This window comes from Streptomyces sp. NPDC107562 (genome assembly GCF_055657325.1).
This window is the reverse complement of the sequence record NZ_JBVKBE010000003.1, coordinates 843,945-861,856: the sequence shown is the minus strand read 5'-3', so window position 1 is coordinate 861,856 and position 17,912 is coordinate 843,945. Positions and strand designations below refer to the sequence as shown.

The following is a 17,912-nucleotide window of genomic DNA, read 5'->3' as shown; positions in this document are numbered from 1 at the left end:
ATGACGAAGATCGACACCAGCGGTCCGGGGGGCGTGCCGCCCACCCCGTCGCACACGGTGGGCCCGTTCTACGGGTACGCGCTGCCCTTCCCGGGCGGGGAGGACATCGCGCCCACCGGCCACCCGGACACCATCACCCTGCACGGCCGGGTGCTCGACGGCGCGGGCGCGCCGCTGCCGGACGCGTTCCTGGAGCTCTGGGGCCCGGACCCGCGGGGCAGGCTGCCCCAGGTGGACGGCTCGATGCGGCGCGATCCGGCGTCCGGAGGCTTCCTCGGCCGCAACGGCGTGGAGTTCACCGGCTGGGGCCGCGTCCAGACGGACGCGAACGGCCTCTGGTACGCCCGCACGCTCCGGCCCGGCGCGCGGGGGAACAGCGCCCCGTACGTCAGCGTGTGCCTGTTCGCGCGCGGCCTGCTCACGCATCTGTTCACCCGGATCTACCTGCCGGGCGACGAGGCCGCGCACGCCTCGGACCCGCTGCTGTCCGGCCTGGCACGGGAGCGCCGCGACACCCTCGTCGCACACGCCGAGGACGACGGCACCTACCGCTTCGACATCCGTCTGCAGGGTGCGGGCGAGACGGTCTTCCTGGAGTTCCGGTGACCTCCCCGGCGCCCGACACAGGCCTTCTCGCCCCCGGGTGGGCGGGCTCCCCCGCCGCGTCCGCGACGAGTGACACCGCCTACCTCCAGGCACTCCTCGACGCCGAAGCGGCCCTCACCCGGGCGCAGGCCTCCCTCGGGCTGGCCCCTGCCGGGGCGGCGACCGCGGTCACGGGCGCGGCCGACGCCGCCCGGTACGACGTGGCGTCCCTCGCACATCGCGCCCGCGGCGCCGGCAACCCCGTCGTCCCGCTGGTCGCCGACCTGACGGAGGCGGTCGGCACGGAACACGGGCCGTACGTCCATCGGGGCGCGACCAGTCAGGACATCGTGGACACGGCCACGATGCTGGTCGCCGCGCGCTGCCTGGACCTGATCCTGGCCGACCTCGCCCGCACCGGGTCCGCGCTGGCCCGGCTGGCCGCCGTGCACCGTGACACGGTGATGCCGGGACGCACGCTCACCCAGCACGCCGTACCGACCACCTTCGGCCTCAAGGCGGCCGGCTGGCGGTCGCTGGTGCTGGACGCCCGGGACCGGGTGGCGGCCGTACGGGAGGCACTGCCCGCGCAGCTCGGGGGCGCCGCCGGGACGCTGGCCGCCTTCGGGGCGTACGGCGCGGCCGACCCCACCGCGCTGACGGCTGCCTACGCCCGTGAACTCGGCCTGCGGGCGCCGGAGCTGCCCTGGCACACGCTGCGGACCCCGCTCGCCGACCTCGCCGGATGTCTGGCGCTGACGGCCGGGGCGCTCGGCAAGATGTCCGCGGATGTCCTCACCCTGTCCCGGACCGAGATCGGCGAGGTCACCGAGGGCAGCGGCGGGGCTTCGTCGGCGATGCCGCACAAGGCGAACCCCGTGCGGTCCACGCTGATCGCCGCCGCGGCCCGGCGCGCCCCGCAGCCGGCCGCCACGCTGTACGCCTCGCTGGTGGCGGAGGACGAGCGCCCCGCCGGGGCCTGGCACGCCGAGTGGGAACCGCTCCGGGACCTGCTGCGGCTGACCGGCGGCGCGGCCCGGGACGCGGCCGAAATGACCGCCGGGCTACGGGTCCACGCGGACGTCATGCGCGCGCACCTCGGCCTCACCCGGGGGGCGATCGTCTCCGAGCGGCTGACGGCCGAGCTCGCGCCCGCGCTCGGCCGGGCCGGCGCCAAGGAGCTGCTCGCCCGGCTGACCGCCGAGGGGCGACCGCTCCAGCAGGCGCCGGAGCTGAAGGACGCCGACCTCGAACCCGCCCACTACACGGGCTCCGCCGGAGCCCTCGTCGATCGTGCTCTGGAGCGACGTTGAAGCTGCTCGACCACCGCGTCGAAGGGGCCCCCTCCGCACCCCCGCTGCTCCTGGGCCCCTCCCTGGGGACCTCGTACGCCCTGTGGGACAAGGTCGCGCCCGAACTGTCCGTCACCCACCGGGTGATCCGCTGGAACCTGCCGGGTCACGGCGGTTCGGCGGCGGACCTGATCGCGGCCGGCGCCACCGTCGCCGACCTGGCCCGGCAGGTGCTCGCACTCGCCGACTCCCTCGGTGTGGAGCGGTTCGCGTACGCCGGGGTGTCGCTGGGCGGCGCGGTGGGGCTGCACCTCGCCGTGCACCACCCGCACCGGGTGTCCTCCCTCGCCGTGATCTGCGCCTCGGCCCACTTCGGCGGGGCGGGGCCGTGGCGGGAACGGGCCGCGCTGGTGCGCCGCGAGGGACTGGCCTCGCTCGCCGCGGGCGCGGACGCCCGCTGGTTCACACCCGGGTTCACGGTGCCCCGGCTGGTACGGGACCACCGGGACGCCGACCCGCAGGCGTACGCCGCCTGCTGCGACGCGCTCGCCGCGTTCGACCTGCGCGAGCGGCTCCGGGAGATCGGCGCGCCGACGCTGCTGGTGGCCGGCCGCGACGATCCGGCGACGCCGCCCGCGCATCTGCGGGAGATCGCGGACGCCGTGCCGGGAGCGGCGCTCGTGGAGATCCCCGGCGCCTCGCACCTCGCGCCCGCGCAGTGCCCCGAGGCGGTGCTCACGGCCCTGCGCACCCATCTCGGCGGGCCGGCACGGCGGGGCATGGAGGTGCGGCGGGAGGTCCTCGGCGACGCGCACGTCGACGCCGCGCAGGCCCGGCAGACGCCCTTCACCGCGCGGTTCCAGGACTTCGTCGCGCGCTGCGCCTGGGGAGAGACCTGGACCGACCCGACGCTCTCCCGCCGGGAACGCAGCATGATCACGCTGACCGCGCTGGTCGCGCACGGTCACCACGAGGAGCTTGCACTGCACGTCCGTGCGGCGCGGACCAACGGGCTCACGCCCGAGGAGATCGGGGCGGTGCTGCTGCAGACGGCGGTGTACTGCGGGGTGCCCGCGGCGAACTCGGCGTTCGAAACGGCCCGGCGGGTGCTCGCCGAGGAGGACGACGGGCGCGCATGACCCCTCCGGCCGGCCGGGCGGGCCGGAGCCGAGGCCGAGTCGCCCGTGCGGCGCGTGGTGCGATGCTGGTCGTATGAGCAAGACCGCGCTGGCCGTGATCGACATGATCAACAGGTACGACCACAAGGACGCCGAACTGCTCATCCCGTCGGCCGGGGCGGTGGTGCCGGTCGTCGCCGAGCTGATCGGGCGCGCGCGGCGGCGGTCGGTTCCGGTCATCTACGTCAACGACAACTTCGGCGAGTGGCGCTCGCACCACGGTGAGCTTCTGGAGCACGCGCTGAAGGGCCCGCACGCCGACCTCGTGGCGCCGCTGGAACCCGACACGGACTCGCTCTTCGTGCTCAAGGCCCGCCATTCGATCTTCTACGAGACGCCGCTGCACTACCTGCTCCAGCAGCAGGGCATCGACCGGCTCGTGCTGTCCGGCCAGGTGACCGAGCAGTGCGTGCTCTACTCGGCGCTCGACGCCCACATCCGGCACTACGAGGTGATCGTGCCCTGGGACGCCGTCGCCCACATCCACGCCGACCTCGCCGAGGCGGCGCTGCGGATGATGGAACGCAACATGGACGCGCGCATCTGCGAAAGCCGCGACCTCTGGCCATGACGGTCCGCCAGGTCCTAGGACTCCAGTTCCGCCAGTGCCTCCCTGGCCCGGCGGGCCAGGCCGTCGGCGCCGCAGGAACGGGCCAGGGTCAGGCCCCGGTTCAGTTCGGTGGTGGAGCGGGCGGCGAGGCCGTACTCGACACGGGCCGCTGCGTGTTCGTACTGGCAGGGCGAGGCCTCCAGATACGTGACCGCCTGCGCGGCGAGGCTCACCTTGCGCCGGCCGGTCTCCAGGCGGGCGGCGCAGCGCAGGGCCTCGCCGATCGCGGTGTCGGTGCCGAACAGCTCGGCCTGACGGCGGGCGTCGGCCGCGAGCCGGGCGGCGCGTGCCGGGTCCCGCACGGCGAGGGCCCCGGCGAGGTCGAGGGTCGAGGGCGCGAGCACGGGGTTGTGACCGCCCCGGACGGCGGCGGCCTTCTGGGCGGCCTCCAGTTCGCCCACGCCCTCCTCGGTGCGGCCCACGGCGAGCAGCAGCCGGCCGCGCACCGACCGGGTGTCGGGCAGCACGATGGTGGACGGGTAGGGCGGGGTGAAGCCGTACTGCTCGGCCACCGACCAGGCCTCCCGGACGTGGCCGCGGGCCAGCAGGGTGTCGACGAGGCCACAGGTCGCCGACCAGTACAGCGGCAGTCCCCGGCCGACCCGCTCGGCCAGGCGCAGCGACTCGCGCAGGACGGACTCGGCGTCCCGCAGCCGGCCCTGCCTGCGGAAGGCGAGGCCCAGAAAGGCGTTGGCCAGGGCGAGGTGACCGCCGCTCCAGCCTGCCGTGGTGTAGGTGCGCAGGGCCTCGGCGAACAGGTTCTCCGCGCGGTCGAGGCGGTCGGCGTAGGCGTAGGAGCTGCCCAGCATCATCAGCAGTTCGACACCCCACTCGGTGTCGGTCCAGCCGAGTCCGGGCGCGAGCCGGCCGTTGACGAGGGCGCGGTCGCACAGTCCGACGACCTCCTCGGCGTTCTCCCCGTGGTTCATCGCGTCGAAGCCGCGCAGGATGAGCAGCGCGCGCTCGGAGTTGTCGCGGCCGGTGCAGGTGCGGGCCAGTTCGGCGAGCCGCTCGGAGCGTCCCGGTGTCTGCGCCTCACCGGCGTGGATGCCCTCCCACATGTACTGGACGGCCCGCAGCCGCAACCGGGCGGGACCCTCCTCGTGCCGGGCGGCCTCGGCCTCGACGGTGCGTACGGCCTGTTCGAGCTGGTCGTTGTGGAGCAGGGCCTGGGAGAGGCGGAAGACGGCGTCGACGCGGGCGGCCCCGTCGAGGCCGGGCATGGCGAGCGCGGTCTGGAGGTGGCCGATGGTGCGGGCGGGCGCGGTGAGCAGGGTCGCGCAGCCGAGTTCGTAGAGCACGCGCGCGTGCACGTCGGGCCGGGGCGGCTCCAGCAGAGCGCGTTCGAGGCAGCGGCGGGCCGCGTCGGGGGCGCCGACGGCGAGGTGTTCCCGGGCGGCCGCGCGCAGTTGGTCGACGAGTTCGACGTCGTCGTCCGGGTGGACCTGGAGCAGATGCCGGGAGGCGGCGGCGGCACCGCGGCCGGAGTCGGTGACGATCTGTGCGGCGATGCCGTGCATGGCGGTGCGCAGGGCGTCCGGGATCGAGTGGTAGACGGCGGTGGCGATCAGCGGGTGGACGAACTCCAGGTCGCCGTCGTCGGCCTGCGCTCCCGCCGGGTCGGGTGCGGTCAGGATCCGGGCCGAGCACAGCAAGTCGGCGCAGCGCAGGGCCTGTTCGTGGCGCATGGTGGTGAGCCGGGCCACCAGGTCCACGGATATGCCGGTGCCGAGTATGGCGGCCGCCCAGGCGAACCGGGTGGCGTCGATGCCGAGCCCCTCCAGGCGGGCGACGAGCCCGCCGCCGCGCGCCGAGCGGTTCAGGGCGCGCAGTTCACCGGCGGAGGACTCGGTCGGCTCCAGTTCGGTGTCCCGCACCTTGGCGAGCAGTTCGACGGTCTCGTAGGGGTTGCCGCCGGTGACGGCCCAGACCTCACGGCAGAACGGGGCGTCGGCGTGCCGGCCGACGGTCGCGCGGGTGAGTCCGGCGGTCGCGTCCGGGGTGAGGGCGCTCAGGACCGTCTCCGGGCGGCCGGCGGCGGCGGCGACCGCGTCGAGGTGGCGGGCGCTCTCGCCGGTCACCTCGCCCGGCCTGCGCGCCACCACCACCAGCACGGACAGGTCGTGCAGCCGCTCGGCGAACGCGGCGAGCCAGCGCAGTGTCTCCTGGTCGGCCCAGTGCGCGTCGTCGATGAGCAGAACCAGCGGCCAGTCCCGCTTGGCCAGCCGCCGCACGGCGACGACGAGTCCGTCGCACACGCCCTGCGGGTCGGCCTGGCGCCCGCCGGGGTCGGCGATGCCGAGGGCGGGGCCGGCGACGTCGTACCAGTCGCCGAGGTACTCCCGGGCCTCCTCGGGGAGCAGGGAGACGAGGGCGGGCTGCAGCAGTTGGCGCACGACGTTGAAGGGGACGGAGCGCAGGGTCTCACCGCCGCGTGCCGACCACACCGCGCAGCCGCGTTCCTCGGCCAGCCGGCGGGTCTTTGCGAGCAGCGCGGTCTTGCCGAAGCCGGCCTCGCCGCGTAACACCAGCAGGCCGCCCGACGACGCGCGGTCCCCGCACAGGGCGTCGAGCGCCTCGACCACCCCGGCGATCTCCTCGTCCCGTTCCCACAGGGAAGCCGAGGCGCCCGCCGCCGGCGGATCCACCGTCATCCCGCTGCCTCCCCTGGTCGCCCGAACGACGTACAGGGCGAGCGTAGCCCCACGGGAGGTCCGGCGGTGGGTGGTCGGGGGGAGTGTGGTAGCCCTGGGTGACGTCCTCGTGAAAGTTATTGACAGCCGACGGCCCCTGAACTGACGCTAATTTTCCCCTGCCGGGAACCCGCGGGGTGACGGGACGGGAGGCACCCCTGATGAAGGCGCCCGCGAAGGTGGCCGGCACCAGGCCGGAACGGTCCCGCCGGGCGCTGGTCGCGGGCTCGGTGGGCAACTTCATCGAGTGGTACGAGTTCGGTGTCTACGGCTACTTCGCCACCGTCATCGCCGCCCGCTTCTTCACCCCGGAGGGCGGCAGCGAGGCCGAGGCCCTGGTGAAGACGTACGCCTCCTTCGCCCTCGCCTTCTTCTTCCGGCCCGTCGGGGCCGCCCTGTTCGGGCGGCTCGGCGACCGGATCGGCCGGCGGCCGGTGCTGATCCTGGTGATCGCGCTGATGACCGGCGCGACGACCCTGATCGGAGCACTGCCGACGTACGAGACGGCCGGGGCGCTCGCGCCCTGGCTGCTCACGTTCCTGAGGGTGCTTCAGGGCCTGTCGGCGGGCGGTGAGTTCGGCGGGGCGGTGGCGGTGATGACCGAGTTCGCCCCGCCGGGCAGGCGCGGACTGTACGGCTCGTGGCAGTCGTTCACCGTCGCGCTGGGCCTGCTCGGCGGGGCGGGCGCGGCGGCACTGCTCGCCACCGTGCTGACGGAGGCCCAACTCGGCGACTGGGGCTGGCGGCTGCCGTTCCTGCTGACGCTGCCGATGGGGCTGGGCGCGCTCTGGCTGAGGCTGCGGCTGGAGGAGACACCGGCGTTCAGTGAGCGGCGCGAGCTGCGCAGCCCGCCCCCGCGCGAGGTGGCGCGGGCCATCGCGCTCGGCGCCGGGCGGATCATGGGCTGGGCCGCGGCCGGGTACACCTTCCTGGTCGTGCTGCCGTCCTACCTCCAGAACAGCCTGGACGCGAGCTTCCAGCAGGCGCTGCTAGCCACCGTGCTGGCCAACCTCGGCTTCGCGGTGACCATCGTCCCGGCGGGGCTGCTCAGCGACCGCGTGGGGCGGCGGCCGGTGATGCTCTGCGGGGCGCTGCTGGTGGTGGTCCTCGCGGTGCCGCTGCTGAACCTGCTCCAGGACCCGAACACCGCCGTGTCCGTCAAGGGCCTGGCGGTGTTCGCGGCCGGCGCGGTGGTCGGGCTGATGGCGGGGCCGGGCCCGGCGATGCTGTCGGAGATGTTCCCGACCACCGTCCGCCACACCGGCCTGGGACTCGCCTACGCCCTGTCCAATGCGGTGTTCTCGGGGTGTGCCGGGCTCATCATCACGGAGACGGTCGAGCGGACCGGGAACGTGGACGTCCCGGCGTACTACGCGGCGGCCGCCTGCGCGGTCAGTGTGCTGGCCCTCGCCACCCTCCCGGCGAGGGGACCTTCGAAGGAGGCGAGGTGAACGGATGCGGGTCATCGGGCTGATGTCCGGCACGTCGTACGACGCCATCGACGCGGCGGCGGCCGAGCTGAGCCTCGTCGGAGACGGCCTCGTGCTGAAGCCGCTCGGGATGGTGAGTGAGCCCTACGACGAGGAGGTGCGGTCGGCGCTCGCGGCGGCCCTGCCACCCGGGACCACGACCCTGGCACAGGTGTGCCGGATGGACACCCTGATCGGACAGGCCTTCGCGGCGGCGGCCGTCCGGGCCGACCGGGAACTGTGCGACGGACGGGCCGAGTTGGTGGCCTCGCACGGACAGACGGTGTACCACTGGGTCGACGAGGGCCAGGTACGCGGCACCCTCCAGCTCGGGCAGCCCGCGTGGATCGCCGAGGCGACCGGGCTGCCCGTCGTCGCCGACTTCCGGCCCCGGGACGTCGCGGCCGGCGGTCAGGGCGCCCCGCTGGTCAGCCTGATCGACCTGTTGTGGCTGCGCGGCCGCCCGGGCACCCCGGTCGCCCTGAACCTCGGCGGGATCGCCAATCTCACCGCCGTCGACGGGACCGCCTTCGACACCGGGCCCGCGTGTGCGCTGATCGACGCGGCGGCACACGGCTTCAGCGGCGGACGGCTCGCCTGCGACGTGGACGGCGCCCTCGCCGCCCGTGGCCGGGTCCAGCCGGTGCTGCTGGAGCGGCTGCTGGAGGAGCCGTACTACGCGCTGCCCGCGCCCAAGACCACCGGCAAGGAGCTGTTCCACGTCGGGTATCTGCACGAGGCGTTGGCCGGGGTCGGCACCCTGCCCGCCGAGGACGTGATCGCGACCCTGACCCGGCTCACCGCGCGCACGGTCGCCGACGCCGTGCGGTCGGTGGGCGCCACGGAGGTGATCGCGTCCGGCGGCGGCACCCGCAATCCGGTGCTGATGCGGATGCTCGGGGAGTCGCTGCCGGGTGTGGCGGTGCGCCGCTCCGACGAGCTCGGGCTCCCCTCCGACGCGAAGGAGGCCTACGCGTTCGCGGTCCTGGGGTTCCTGACGGCGCACGGGCTGCCGGGCACGGTCCCGGCGAGCACGGGGGCCCGGCATCCGAGCGTGCTGGGGTCGGTGACGCCGGGGCGGGACGGACTGCGCCTGCCGTCGGCCGCCGCGCGCGCACCGGTACGCCTGATGCTGGAATGACCGGGCGTCAGTCCGTGGGGCCCCGGTGACGTGTGCCGGCGCTGCTCCCGTCGGCCGGCGGGGGGTCCCTCTCATCCGTCTTTCACCGAGGCCTCATACGGTGGGGGCATGACGCAGTTGACTCCTCCCGGGTGGTACCCCGACCCCGGGCAGACAAGTGACGGTCCCGCCACGGAGCGCTGGTGGGACGGCAAGGCGTGGACGGACCAGACCCGTCCGGCGGGGTCGGCCGCGGCCTGGGGTCCCCCGGCGGGGCCCGCGCCGGCCGCCCACGGGCAGCAGACCCAGCCGGCGTTTCCCGCGTATCCGGGAGGTGCCGGGGCTCCGGGCCCAGCGGGGCACCAGGCGTACCCGGGGTTCCCCGGGCACCCGGGATATCCCGGGTATCCGGTCCAGCCGCCGGGCGGGCGGCGGCGCGGCCTGCGCACCGCGATAGCCGTCACGGCGGCGGCCGCGGTCCTCGCCTGCATCGGGGTCGGCGTCTACGCGCTGACCAAGGACGACGGCGGTGCCAGCCGCGCCGATTCGCAGCAGCAGGGACCGGACGGGCGGGACGGCGGCCAGGGTGGGCCGTTCGGCGACGAGGGCTCCGGCGGTTCGGGCGGCCCCGAGGGCGAGTCCCCCGAGTCCGGGCGGCCGCAGGCGCCGGAGGTCGAGGGCGGCGGCACGCTGTCCGACCCCGTCAACGGGATCAGCATGACGGTGCCCGAGGGCTGGAGCGGCCAGTCCTTCGACGTGGGCGCGCAGATGACGTCCGAGGACAGCTACAAGTGCCCCGGCGACACGTCCAAGTCGTGCACGAAGGGCGGCGCGTACTCGGCGCCCGCCGAGGTGCTCGGCACCAAGGGCAGCACGCCCGAGCAGGTCGCGAAGGCCGACATCGCGGCGAACGCCGAGGAGTCCTACGGCGGCAACAGCTACGGGAAGATCACCTCGCACCGGGTGCTGGCGTCCGAGGCGGTGACCGTGGCCGGGCAGAAGGGCTATCTGGTCCGCTGGAAGGCGGTCACCAGCAAGGGTGCCGACGGTCTGGTCGAGTCGCTGGTGTTCCCCTCGCCCGGCGACTCCGGGCGGCTCGTCGTGGTCCGCTTCGGCATCGACGCCGACCAGGACGTGTCCCTGATCGACGAGATCACCGAGGGGATCAAGGTGTCCTCCGGCGGCGGCGACGGGCGGAGCGTCTAGCTTTCCGCCCTGTTCGGCCGGGCGGGGAACCTCTCCGCTCCAGAGGTACCCCACCCGGCCGGGGGTGCGCGCCGCCCCCGTCCCCACGGTGCGGCGCGAGCAGGCCGGTCGTCCCGTCATCCCTCGGACGACTCGGCCTGGGTCTTCAGGTGAGTCCGAGCGCCGGCAGCACGGCGGACTCCACGAACTCCACCAGGAAGTCCGGGTCGGCGTCCCGGCCCTCCAGCATGGGCCGCACCCGCAGCACGCCGAAGATCTGGGCGGCCACGTACGGCAGCGCCGGATGGTCGGCGGCGATCTCCCCGCGTTCCACACCGCGCCGCAGGATCCGCTCGACCGCGGCGAGATCGGGTTCGACGAGCGTCTCGCGCAGCGCCTGCGCCAGTTCCTGGTCCTCCAGTACCGCGTGACCGAGCGCCTGGACGAGCCGATGGTCCCGTCCGGACCACTCCCCGAGCACCCGCGCGACCTGCCGCAGGTCCCCGGCCAGCGAGCCGCTGTCGATCCCCTCGAAGCACACCCGGCGCCGCGAGCGCAGCGCCGCCGCCACGAACTGCGGCTTGGTCTTCCACTGCCGGTACAGCGTGGACTTGCTGCACCGCGTGCTGGTGGCGACACCGTCCATCGTCACGGCGTCGTATCCGCACTCGCGAATCTGTTCGATCACCGCGTCGAAGAACTCCTGCTCACGCTCCCGCGTCAGCTTGGAGCGGCGCGAGGCGCCGACCGTCTCCGGTCGGTCCGCGGCCTGCGACGTCATGGGTCCGTCTCCTCGCTCCGGTCACTTCCGGTCCTGCGGCCAGGGGCCCGTGGTCCAGTGTGTCGTACGCAATCGATACGCCAGTGTACCGGTACAAAGACGTATCGGTACACTGGCGTACCGGTACGTCACCGTATCGATGAGCTTTCAGCACCACCGTCAGTGAAGGGGCCGGGGGATGAATGCCCGCACCGAGCCTGCCGAGGACGACTCCGCGATAGCGCGGCCGCCTCTTGTCCGGGAGTTCCTGCTGGTCGCGGGACTCCTCCTCGTCTACAAGTCCGGCCGGCTGCTCGCGACCGACCACACCCACGCGGCCTTCCGCAACGCCCACCGGGTGTGGGACCTGGAACGGGCCGTCCACCTCCCGGCCGAGGGCTGGGTGCAGTCCCTGCTGCTGCACGGCGAGGCGCCGGTGCGGCTGGCGAACACCTACTACGCCACCGTCCACTTCCCCGCGACCGCCGCCTTCCTGGTCTGGCTGTACCTGCGGCGCCCCGGCCACTACCTCTGGGCCCGCCGGGTGCTCGCCGCCCTCACCGCCGCCGCACTGGTACTGCATCTGGCCTTCCCGCTCGCGCCGCCGCGGATGCTCGCGGCGACCGGGCTGACGGACACGGGGCAGGTGTACGGGCCGTCCGTGTACGGCTCCCCCGAGACCGACCAGTTGTCGAACCAGTTCGCGGCCATGCCCTCGCTGCACTTCGGCTGGGCCCTGCTGCTGGCCGTCGGGGTGATCGTGGCGACGCGCTCGCGGCTGCGCTGGCTGTGGCTGCTGCACCCGCTGCTGACCCTGCTGGTGATCGTGGGCACCGCCAACCACTACTGGCTGGACGCCCTCGTCGCGGCCGTCCTGCTGGCCGGGGCGCTGGCGCTCATCCGCCCCGCGCCGCGCACGGCCGCGCCGCCCGGCCGCCTCCTCGTACCGGCGGGCCGGACGGTGCGGGCGACGGCTCAGGCCGCGGCGCCCGGAGCGGCGTCGCCGGCGCGGGAGCCGGTGCTCGCGGAGGCGGGCCGATGAGCGCCACCGGCCTCGCCGTCGTCCTGTCGCTGTTCTCCGCGGTCGCCTACGCCGCCGCCGCGGTCGCCCAGGAACGGCTCGCCGCCCGCGCGGCCGGCTCGGGGGTGCTGCGGCTGCTGGCCAGCGCGGCGTGGTGGGTGTCGGTGGCGCTGAACGCCTCCGGCGCGGTGCTGCACGTCGTCGCCCTGAACTACGGACCGCTGACGGTGGTGCAGCCGCTGGGGGCGCTGACACTGGTCGCCGCGGTGCCGATGGGAGCCCGGCTCGCGGGCCGACGGGTCAGCGCGGTGGAGTGGCGCGGCACCGCCTTCACGCTGGCGGGTCTGGGCGCGCTGCTCGTCACGGCGTCGGGCCCCGCTCCCGACGACGTGCTCGGCGTGACCGAGGCGCTCACGGTCGCGGGTTCGGCGTCCGTGCTGATCTGCGTGCTCGCCCGGCCCGGCACCCGGCCCGGCCTGCGGCACGCCGGCGCGTCCGGGATCGCCTCCGGGGTGGGCTCCGCCCTCACCCAGACGGTGACGGTGGCCGCGACGGACTCCTCGGGGCCGCTGCTCGGCTTCCAGGTCGTGGGAGTGGCCCTGCTCGTCGCGGTGTTCGCGTGCGGCGGCGTGCTGCTGGCGCAGACCGCCTACCGGGACGGGCTCGGCGCCCCGCTCGCGGTGGTGACCCTGAGCAATCCGGTGGCGGCCGCGGTGGTCGGCCTGTCGCTGCTGGGCGAACGGCTGCGGGGCGGGGCGACGGGCGTACTGCTCGCCGTCACGGGGGCGCTGCTGGCGTCCTGGGGCGTGGTGCTGCTGTCCCGGACGCCTTCCGGCCGGGGCCCCGCGCTGCCGTCCGGGCCGGAGACGGTGATGCCCCGGCCGTCGCGGCCGGGGCACCTCACGCCGCTCTGAGCGCGGCGGCCGATCCTCGCCGGTGCCGCGTCAGGGTTGGCCCGTGAGGAGCGGCGTCCGGTGCGTCCTCTCGGCGTGCCGGCCGGAAGCTCTCGTACGGGATGTACGTGGGCTTGCGGCCGGTGCGGCGAGAGGGCGTGCCGATCCTCGCTAGTCCGTGACGATCGCCGGGTCGCTCACACCCGGGCGTCCGTTGTCCACGTGTCCGGCGAAGCGCCGCAGGTACGACGGGTCCGCGTCGGAGGTAACCGTCAGGTCGTACCAGCGCCGGCTCCTCGACAGGTCGGCGACGTGCTTCACCGTCGAGCCCGCGCGCACCTTCAGGGTCTTCGCCCGGCCGGTGTAGCCGTCGACCAGCCGCAGCTGAGCGGTGCCGGAGCCCTTGTTGGTGAAGGTCAGCACGATGTCGTCGCCGAAGTGGCGCGCGGTGACCTCCGGGCCCGCCACCTTGTTCGGGCCCTTGAAGACGCGCACGAACCCGTTGGGGCCGTGCACGGTCAGGTCGTAGGAGCCCTGGGAGTACGCCGAGTTCCAGGTGTCGGAGAGGTGCTTGCCGGCCTCGGTGGTGTACTGCCACGGCCCGTCGGTGCGGTTGCCCGACGTGACCAGGAAGGCGGCACCGGCCTTCTCGCCCGAGGCGAAGCCGAGCGTGAACTTCCCGGCGGCCGCGTCCACCGCGCCGTCGACCACCGGGGAGTACCGGAGCGGGCGGGCCGGGCGCAGGCCACGCTCCTGCTTCGGCATGTCCGGGTCGGCCGGCGGCGTCGGCCGGTAGTCAGGGTGACGCTCCCGGTCCGGCGGCTCGTAGGCGTCGGTGTCCGGCAGGCGGGCCGGCTTGGTGTCCTTGCGGGAGAAGTCGAAGGCGGACGTCAGGTCACCGCAGACGGCACGCCGCCAGGGCGAGATGTTCGGCTCCTCGACACCGAAGCGGCGCTCCATGAATCGGACGATCGAGGTGTGGTCGAGGGTCTCGGAGCAGACGTAGCCGCCCTTGCTCCACGGCGAGACGACCAGCATGGGCACCCGGGGGCCCAGACCGTAGGGGCCGGCCGGGCGCTTGCTGTCGCCCGGGTAGACGTCCAGGGAGACGTCGACCGTGGACAGGCCCTGCGCGGCGGACTTCGGCGGCAGCGGGGGCACCACGTGGTCGAAGAAGCCGTCGTTCTCGTCGTAGGTGATGAACAGGGCCGTCTTCGCCCACACCGCGGGGTTGGAGGTGAGCGCGTCCAGGACCTTGGCGATGTACCAGGCGCCGTAGTTGGTCGGCCAGTTGGAGTGCTCGGAGAAGGCCTCGGGAGCCGCGATCCAGGAGATCTGCGGCAGCCGGTCGGCCTTGACGTCGGCCTGGAGCCGGTCGAAGTAGCCGTCGCCGTTCTTCACGTCGGTGCCGGTGCGGGCCTTGTCGTACCAGGGGTCGCCGGGCTCGGCGTCGCGGTACTTGTTGAAGTACAGCAGCGAGTTGTCGCCGTAGTTGCCGCGGTAGGGGTCGGAGATCCAGCCCCAGGAGCCGTCCGCGTCCAGGCCGTCGCCGATGTCCTGGTAGATCTTCCAGGAGATCCCGGCCTGCTCCAGGCGCTCGGGGTACGTCGTCCAGTCGTAGCCCAGCTCGTCGTTGCCGAGGACCGGGCCGCCGTCCTTGCCGTCGTTGCCCGTGTGACCGGACCACATGTAGTAGCGGTTCGGGTCGGTGGAGCCGATGAACGAGCAGTGGTAGGCGTCGCAGACGGTGAAGGTGTCGGCGAGGGCGTAGTGGAACGGGATGTCCTCGCGGGTCAGGTACGCCATGGTCGTGGTGCCCTTGGCGGGCAGCCACTTGTCGTACTTGCCGCCGTTGTAGGCCTGCTGGCCGTCGTTCCAGCTGTGCGGCAGACCCTCCAGGAACTGCATGCCGAGGTCGTCGGCGTCCGGGTGGAAGGGCAGCACCTCCTTGCCGGCGTTCGCCTGGTGCCAGACCGACTTGCCGTTGTCCAGCTTCACCGGCCGCGGGTCGCCGAAGCCGCGGACACCGCGGAGCTTGCCGAAGTAGTGGTCGAAGGAACGGTTCTCCTGCATCAGGACGACGATGTGCTCAACGTCCTCGATCGTTCCGTTGCGGTGGTTGGCCGGCAGGGCGGCGGCCCGCTCGATGCTGCTCGCCAGGGCGGTGAAGGCGGTGGTGGCCCCCGCGATCTGGAGGAACTTGCGCCGGTTGACTTCGGGCATGACTGAGGGACCTCTCGTCCTGAAGGAGTTCGACCGGGCCGGATGCTGACGAAACGCGCGCGGAAGGAGTGTTTCAAGAGCACCGAACGTCCGGGAAGGGCCCGATGGCGTCACCGTGAAGGTCGCGCGTACGCGGGGGTGTGCCAGGGCGTGTCCCGGCCTTCGCGGAGATCCCCTGACAAATCACCACCGGACCGGCGGTGTTCCGGAGCGGCGGGCTGGAGCTGTCGGGGTGGTCACCCCGGCCCGACCGTGGCGCCGTCGGCGACCTGAACGCCGGCGGTGCCCGGTCAGGCCTCGGGGGTGGGGACCACCGTGAGATGGCTCGCGGGGCGACGGTCGTGGGACCGTCGGCGGGGGGCCGGGGCGGGCCGGCGCGGCTCGCGCAGCACCATGGTCAGCCGGGTGCAGCCGAGGTCCCGCAGGGTCCTCGGTGTCTCGGCGACGATCCGGCAGTCGGTGGCTCCCCAGCGCGGGTCGGGGTGCAGCAGCGGGCGCACCGCCCCGTCGTGCTCGACGGCGGCCTCGCCGACCGCCCGCACCCAGTGCGGCAGTCCCTGCCGGAAGGCGGCCTCCATGAGGGGGTCCTGCGCGATCTCCCGCCGGATGGCCTGCAGCCCGTGGTCGTGACCGTGGCGCTCCACCGCGTCGGCGAAGTGGGCCAGCATCGGAAGACACCAGCGCGACTCGTGGTCCCCGAGCACACCCGCGGCATCCGGGTGGAACAGCACGAACCTCAGGAAGTTGTCACCGGGCATGGCCGTCGGATGCGGCGCGACCCCGCGGAAGAGCGCCGCGAACGCGCTGTTGGCCAGGACGACGTCCCAGCGCCGGTCGACGACGACGGACGGGAAGGGTACGGCCTCCATGAAGGCGGCGTAGTCCTCCAGATACGACTGGGCCTCGGAATCCTCGGGGACGGACCGCAACGCGGACCGCTGCCCTCCTGCCTGGTGTGCCATCGGGAGGTCACCCCTCTTGCCTATGCGGCCTTCACGCGGCGACCCGATCCTGATGCCCCGAAGCTTGCCGTGTCAACTATCGTGGCATTTCATGCCGGTCGACGGCTGAAATTGGCCACAGTTGTGGCGAGACCTGGATGTGAGTTCGAACCACCCGCTACTCTCCGGGAAGTTCACGCCAATTACTCGCGAGAAGTGTGTGAGAGACGTAGGAGATCTGTCGGTGACGGATGGCTACGAGGTTCCGGGCGCCACGGCGACGGCCACCCTGCCGGCCGTGATCTACCGCGTCACCGCGCTCGCCGACCGGCTCGGTGTGGCGCACGCGGAGGTCTTCGACACCGCCCGGCTCTCCGTGGCCTGCGGCGTCCCCGAGCCCGTCGTCCAGGACCTGCTGCGCGGCCGCCGGGCCGGCGAGCCCGATGTGCAGGCGCGGTTCCTGCAACGCCTGGACCTGCTGCGGCGCACCCGGCTGAAAAGCAACGGGCGCCGGTACACCCAGCAGGAGATCGCCGACGGCGCCGGGATGTCACGGCAGCAGGCGGGCGCCCTCATCAACGGCGACCGGCGTCCCACCATGGAGCACTGCGACGCCATCCAGCGCTTCTTCCGGGTGCACGCCGGCTTCCTCACGGCCGAGGACCCCGAGGCGCTCGCGGACATCCTCCAGCGCACCGAGCAGGAGCTGCTGCAGAAGCTGGCCGACCGGGAGCGGGCGGCGGCCGCGGCGGCCGACGACCCGCTGGAACGGCTGCTCCAGGACCACGGCGTGCGCGGAATCGCCTGGCGGGCCGCCCAACTGCCCACCGACCAGCACCGCGACAAGGTCGCCGAATGGCTGGACATGCTCCTGGAGAGCGTCAAGCGGCCCGAGTCGTGATCCGGGAGAGAATCTGTGGGCATCGGTAAGGAAATGCGCCGTCTGTGCGGCGAGCTGGTCGCGGAGCTGACCCTGTCCGCACCGGCGCGCCCGAGCGACCTCTACTCCGCGCTGTGCGACGGCATGAGCAGACGCCGCGGCCGCCCCGTCCACTTCCGTACGGCCGCCTTCCCCGTCGGCACGGCCAGCGGGCTGTGGCTCGACATGGCCGACCAGGACCTCGTGGTCATCGAGGAACGCACCGCCCCCGACCACCAGTTGGTGATCCTCGGGCACGAGCTGTGGCACATGAAGGCCGGGCACTGCAGCCATCACGTCGAGGGCGCCGCGGTCGCGGCCCGTTTACTCGACGACGACGCCGACCTCCAGGCGACCGTCCTGAAAGTGGCGGCCCGCACCCGCTTCGACCTGGCCGACGAGCGGGACGCCGAGAGCTTCGGGCTGCTGCTCGCCAGCAAGTGCCGCACCTGGCTCGCGGGTTCGGCCCTGCGCGGACCGGTGCAGCGCGACCACCTGGCGGGCCGGATCGAGGCGTCGCTGGGCTACGTCGGGCCACAGCACTAGGACCTGTCCGCCGGCTTCCGCCCGAAACCTCCTCGCACCGGCGCGGAGCAGCGCCTTCGCGCCGCGCCGCGGTGCGTCACACCTCCGCCGAGCGGGCGAACCGGGGCGCCTCCAAGCCGGATTGTCAGTGGTGGACGGCAAGCTGGGAGTGCGCCGTCGAGTCCGGGGGCGTACGTGCCGTTCCGGCACGGGTGGCGACGACGAGACGGGGAGAGCCGACCGATGCCCACTGCCGTACTGACCGACCGGGAACGCACCGCCGTGCAGGCCTATCTGCGCCTGCTGCACACCGTACGAGCGGCATTCGACACCGCGGCCGGGCCACCCGACTCCCCTCGGCCGCCGGTCGTCCCGCCCGCCGTCCTCGCCGAGGCCGAACAGGCGCTGGCGCGGGCCGGCCTGACGGGCAACGAGGAGGCCTTCTTCGGCCTGCTGCGGAGTTGGTGCCCCGGAGACCTGCGCCCGTAGCGCTCGGGG

16 protein-coding genes are annotated in these 17,912 nt (G+C 73.6%); 12 read left to right on the top strand and 4 right to left on the bottom strand.

Annotation, left to right across the window (positions count from 1 at the left end; genetic code table 11):
• From pcaG to ACZ7LV_RS13995, 4 genes are all read left to right on the top strand, one after another.
• Positions 1-606, top strand: coding sequence for a protocatechuate 3,4-dioxygenase subunit alpha (pcaG, locus tag ACZ7LV_RS14010; RefSeq protein WP_471939063.1), 606 nt, complete (start codon positions 1-3; stop codon positions 604-606).
• Positions 603-1,898 (top strand): 3-carboxy-cis,cis-muconate cycloisomerase, encoded by a 1,296-nt coding sequence (gene pcaB, locus ACZ7LV_RS14005; protein WP_471939062.1) that lies wholly within the window; start codon positions 603-605, stop codon positions 1,896-1,898. The genes pcaG and pcaB overlap by 4 nt, the downstream gene beginning before the upstream one ends.
• Positions 1,895-3,016 (top strand): bifunctional 3-oxoadipate enol-lactonase/4-carboxymuconolactone decarboxylase PcaDC, encoded by a 1,122-nt coding sequence (pcaDC, locus tag ACZ7LV_RS14000; RefSeq protein WP_471939060.1) that lies wholly within the window; start codon positions 1,895-1,897, stop codon positions 3,014-3,016. Before pcaB ends, pcaDC begins: the two co-directional genes overlap by 4 nt.
• Before the next feature lie 73 nt (positions 3,017-3,089).
• The gene (locus tag ACZ7LV_RS13995; RefSeq protein WP_471939058.1) at positions 3,090-3,626 is read left to right on the top strand and encodes a cysteine hydrolase family protein; all 537 of its coding nucleotides are present in this window, start codon (positions 3,090-3,092) and stop codon (positions 3,624-3,626) included.
• 14 nt (positions 3,627-3,640) lie between these two features.
• Here ACZ7LV_RS13995 and ACZ7LV_RS13990 read toward each other — a convergent pair whose 3' ends face one another.
• Positions 3,641-6,319, bottom strand: a complete 2,679-nt coding sequence (locus ACZ7LV_RS13990; protein ID WP_471939055.1) for an ATP-binding protein — start codon at positions 6,317-6,319, stop codon at positions 3,641-3,643.
• A 200-nt stretch (positions 6,320-6,519) separates the two neighbouring features.
• Between ACZ7LV_RS13990 and ACZ7LV_RS13985 the strand changes: the two genes are divergently transcribed.
• From ACZ7LV_RS13985 to ACZ7LV_RS13975, 3 genes are all read left to right on the top strand, one after another.
• Positions 6,520-7,809, top strand: a complete 1,290-nt coding sequence (locus ACZ7LV_RS13985; protein WP_471939053.1) for an MFS transporter — start codon at positions 6,520-6,522, stop codon at positions 7,807-7,809.
• Positions 7,810-7,813: 4 nt separating this feature from the next.
• Positions 7,814-8,968, top strand: a complete 1,155-nt coding sequence (locus ACZ7LV_RS13980) for an anhydro-N-acetylmuramic acid kinase (protein ID WP_471939051.1) — start codon at positions 7,814-7,816, stop codon at positions 8,966-8,968.
• 108 nt (positions 8,969-9,076) lie between these two features.
• On the top strand, positions 9,077-10,153 hold the full coding sequence (locus ACZ7LV_RS13975) for a DUF2510 domain-containing protein (protein ID WP_471939049.1): 1,077 nt from the start codon (positions 9,077-9,079) through the stop codon (positions 10,151-10,153).
• Between the two features lie 145 nt (positions 10,154-10,298).
• Here the strand turns inward: ACZ7LV_RS13975 and ACZ7LV_RS13970 are convergent, their stop codons facing one another.
• Positions 10,299-10,913 carry a TetR/AcrR family transcriptional regulator gene (locus tag ACZ7LV_RS13970; RefSeq protein WP_471939046.1) on the bottom strand — a complete coding sequence of 205 codons (615 nt, stop codon included), beginning with the start codon at positions 10,911-10,913 and terminating at the stop codon, positions 10,299-10,301.
• Between the two features lie 178 nt (positions 10,914-11,091).
• Here ACZ7LV_RS13970 and ACZ7LV_RS13965 point away from each other — a divergent pair, with 178 nt between their 5' ends.
• A complete protein-coding gene (locus tag ACZ7LV_RS13965; RefSeq protein ID WP_471939043.1) occupies positions 11,092-11,934 on the top strand; it encodes a phosphatase PAP2 family protein in 843 nt (280 codons plus the stop codon).
• Positions 11,931-12,827, top strand: a complete 897-nt coding sequence (locus ACZ7LV_RS13960) for a DMT family protein (RefSeq protein WP_471939041.1) — start codon at positions 11,931-11,933, stop codon at positions 12,825-12,827. The genes ACZ7LV_RS13965 and ACZ7LV_RS13960 overlap by 4 nt, the downstream gene beginning before the upstream one ends.
• Before the next feature lie 150 nt (positions 12,828-12,977).
• Here ACZ7LV_RS13960 and ACZ7LV_RS13955 read toward each other — a convergent pair whose 3' ends face one another.
• Entirely contained in the window at positions 12,978-15,029 is a 2,052-nt protein-coding gene (locus tag ACZ7LV_RS13955; RefSeq protein ID WP_471939039.1) for a phosphocholine-specific phospholipase C, read from the bottom strand.
• A gap of 290 nt (positions 15,030-15,319) precedes the next feature.
• Positions 15,320-15,991 carry an MmyB family transcriptional regulator gene (locus tag ACZ7LV_RS13950; RefSeq protein WP_471939037.1) on the bottom strand — a complete coding sequence of 224 codons (672 nt, stop codon included), beginning with the start codon at positions 15,989-15,991 and terminating at the stop codon, positions 15,320-15,322.
• A gap of 223 nt (positions 15,992-16,214) precedes the next feature.
• Between ACZ7LV_RS13950 and ACZ7LV_RS13945 the strand changes: the two genes are divergently transcribed.
• The 3 genes from ACZ7LV_RS13945 to ACZ7LV_RS13935 all read left to right on the top strand — a co-directional run bounded on the left by ACZ7LV_RS13945 (position 16,215) and on the right by ACZ7LV_RS13935 (position 17,903).
• Positions 16,215-16,871 (top strand): helix-turn-helix domain-containing protein, encoded by a 657-nt coding sequence (locus tag ACZ7LV_RS13945; RefSeq protein WP_471939035.1) that lies wholly within the window; start codon positions 16,215-16,217, stop codon positions 16,869-16,871.
• Between the two features lie 33 nt (positions 16,872-16,904).
• Positions 16,905-17,435, top strand: a complete 531-nt coding sequence (locus ACZ7LV_RS13940; RefSeq protein WP_471939222.1) for a toxin-antitoxin system, toxin component — start codon at positions 16,905-16,907, stop codon at positions 17,433-17,435.
• Between the two features lie 222 nt (positions 17,436-17,657).
• On the top strand, positions 17,658-17,903 hold the full coding sequence (locus ACZ7LV_RS13935; protein WP_471939033.1) for a hypothetical protein: 246 nt from the start codon (positions 17,658-17,660) through the stop codon (positions 17,901-17,903).
• Positions 17,904-17,912: the final 9 nt, after the last annotated feature.

Bases quoted from the DNA above. Each gene is read 5' to 3' on its own strand.
- ACZ7LV_RS13970 (WP_471939046.1), bottom strand. From the start codon at position 10,913: ATGACGTCGCAGGCCGCGGACCGACCGGAGACGGTCGGCGCCTCGCGC.
- ACZ7LV_RS13940 (WP_471939222.1), top strand. From the start codon at position 16,905: ATGCGCCGTCTGTGCGGCGAGCTGGTCGCGGAGCTGACCCTGTCCGCA.
- ACZ7LV_RS13990 (WP_471939055.1), bottom strand. From the start codon at position 6,319: ATGACGGTGGATCCGCCGGCGGCGGGCGCCTCGGCTTCCCTGTGGGAA.
- ACZ7LV_RS13950 (WP_471939037.1), bottom strand. From the start codon at position 15,991: ATGGCACACCAGGCAGGAGGGCAGCGGTCCGCGTTGCGGTCCGTCCCC.
- ACZ7LV_RS13985 (WP_471939053.1), top strand. From the start codon at position 6,520: ATGAAGGCGCCCGCGAAGGTGGCCGGCACCAGGCCGGAACGGTCCCGC.
- pcaG (WP_471939063.1), top strand. From the start codon at position 1: ATGACGAAGATCGACACCAGCGGTCCGGGGGGCGTGCCGCCCACCCCG.
- ACZ7LV_RS13935 (WP_471939033.1), top strand. From the start codon at position 17,658: ATGCCCACTGCCGTACTGACCGACCGGGAACGCACCGCCGTGCAGGCC.
- ACZ7LV_RS13960 (WP_471939041.1), top strand. From the start codon at position 11,931: ATGAGCGCCACCGGCCTCGCCGTCGTCCTGTCGCTGTTCTCCGCGGTC.
- ACZ7LV_RS13995 (WP_471939058.1), top strand. From the start codon at position 3,090: ATGAGCAAGACCGCGCTGGCCGTGATCGACATGATCAACAGGTACGAC.
- ACZ7LV_RS13975 (WP_471939049.1), top strand. From the start codon at position 9,077: ATGACGCAGTTGACTCCTCCCGGGTGGTACCCCGACCCCGGGCAGACA.
- ACZ7LV_RS13980 (WP_471939051.1), top strand. From the start codon at position 7,814: ATGCGGGTCATCGGGCTGATGTCCGGCACGTCGTACGACGCCATCGAC.
- ACZ7LV_RS13965 (WP_471939043.1), top strand. From the start codon at position 11,092: ATGAATGCCCGCACCGAGCCTGCCGAGGACGACTCCGCGATAGCGCGG.
- ACZ7LV_RS13955 (WP_471939039.1), bottom strand. From the start codon at position 15,029: ATGCCCGAAGTCAACCGGCGCAAGTTCCTCCAGATCGCGGGGGCCACC.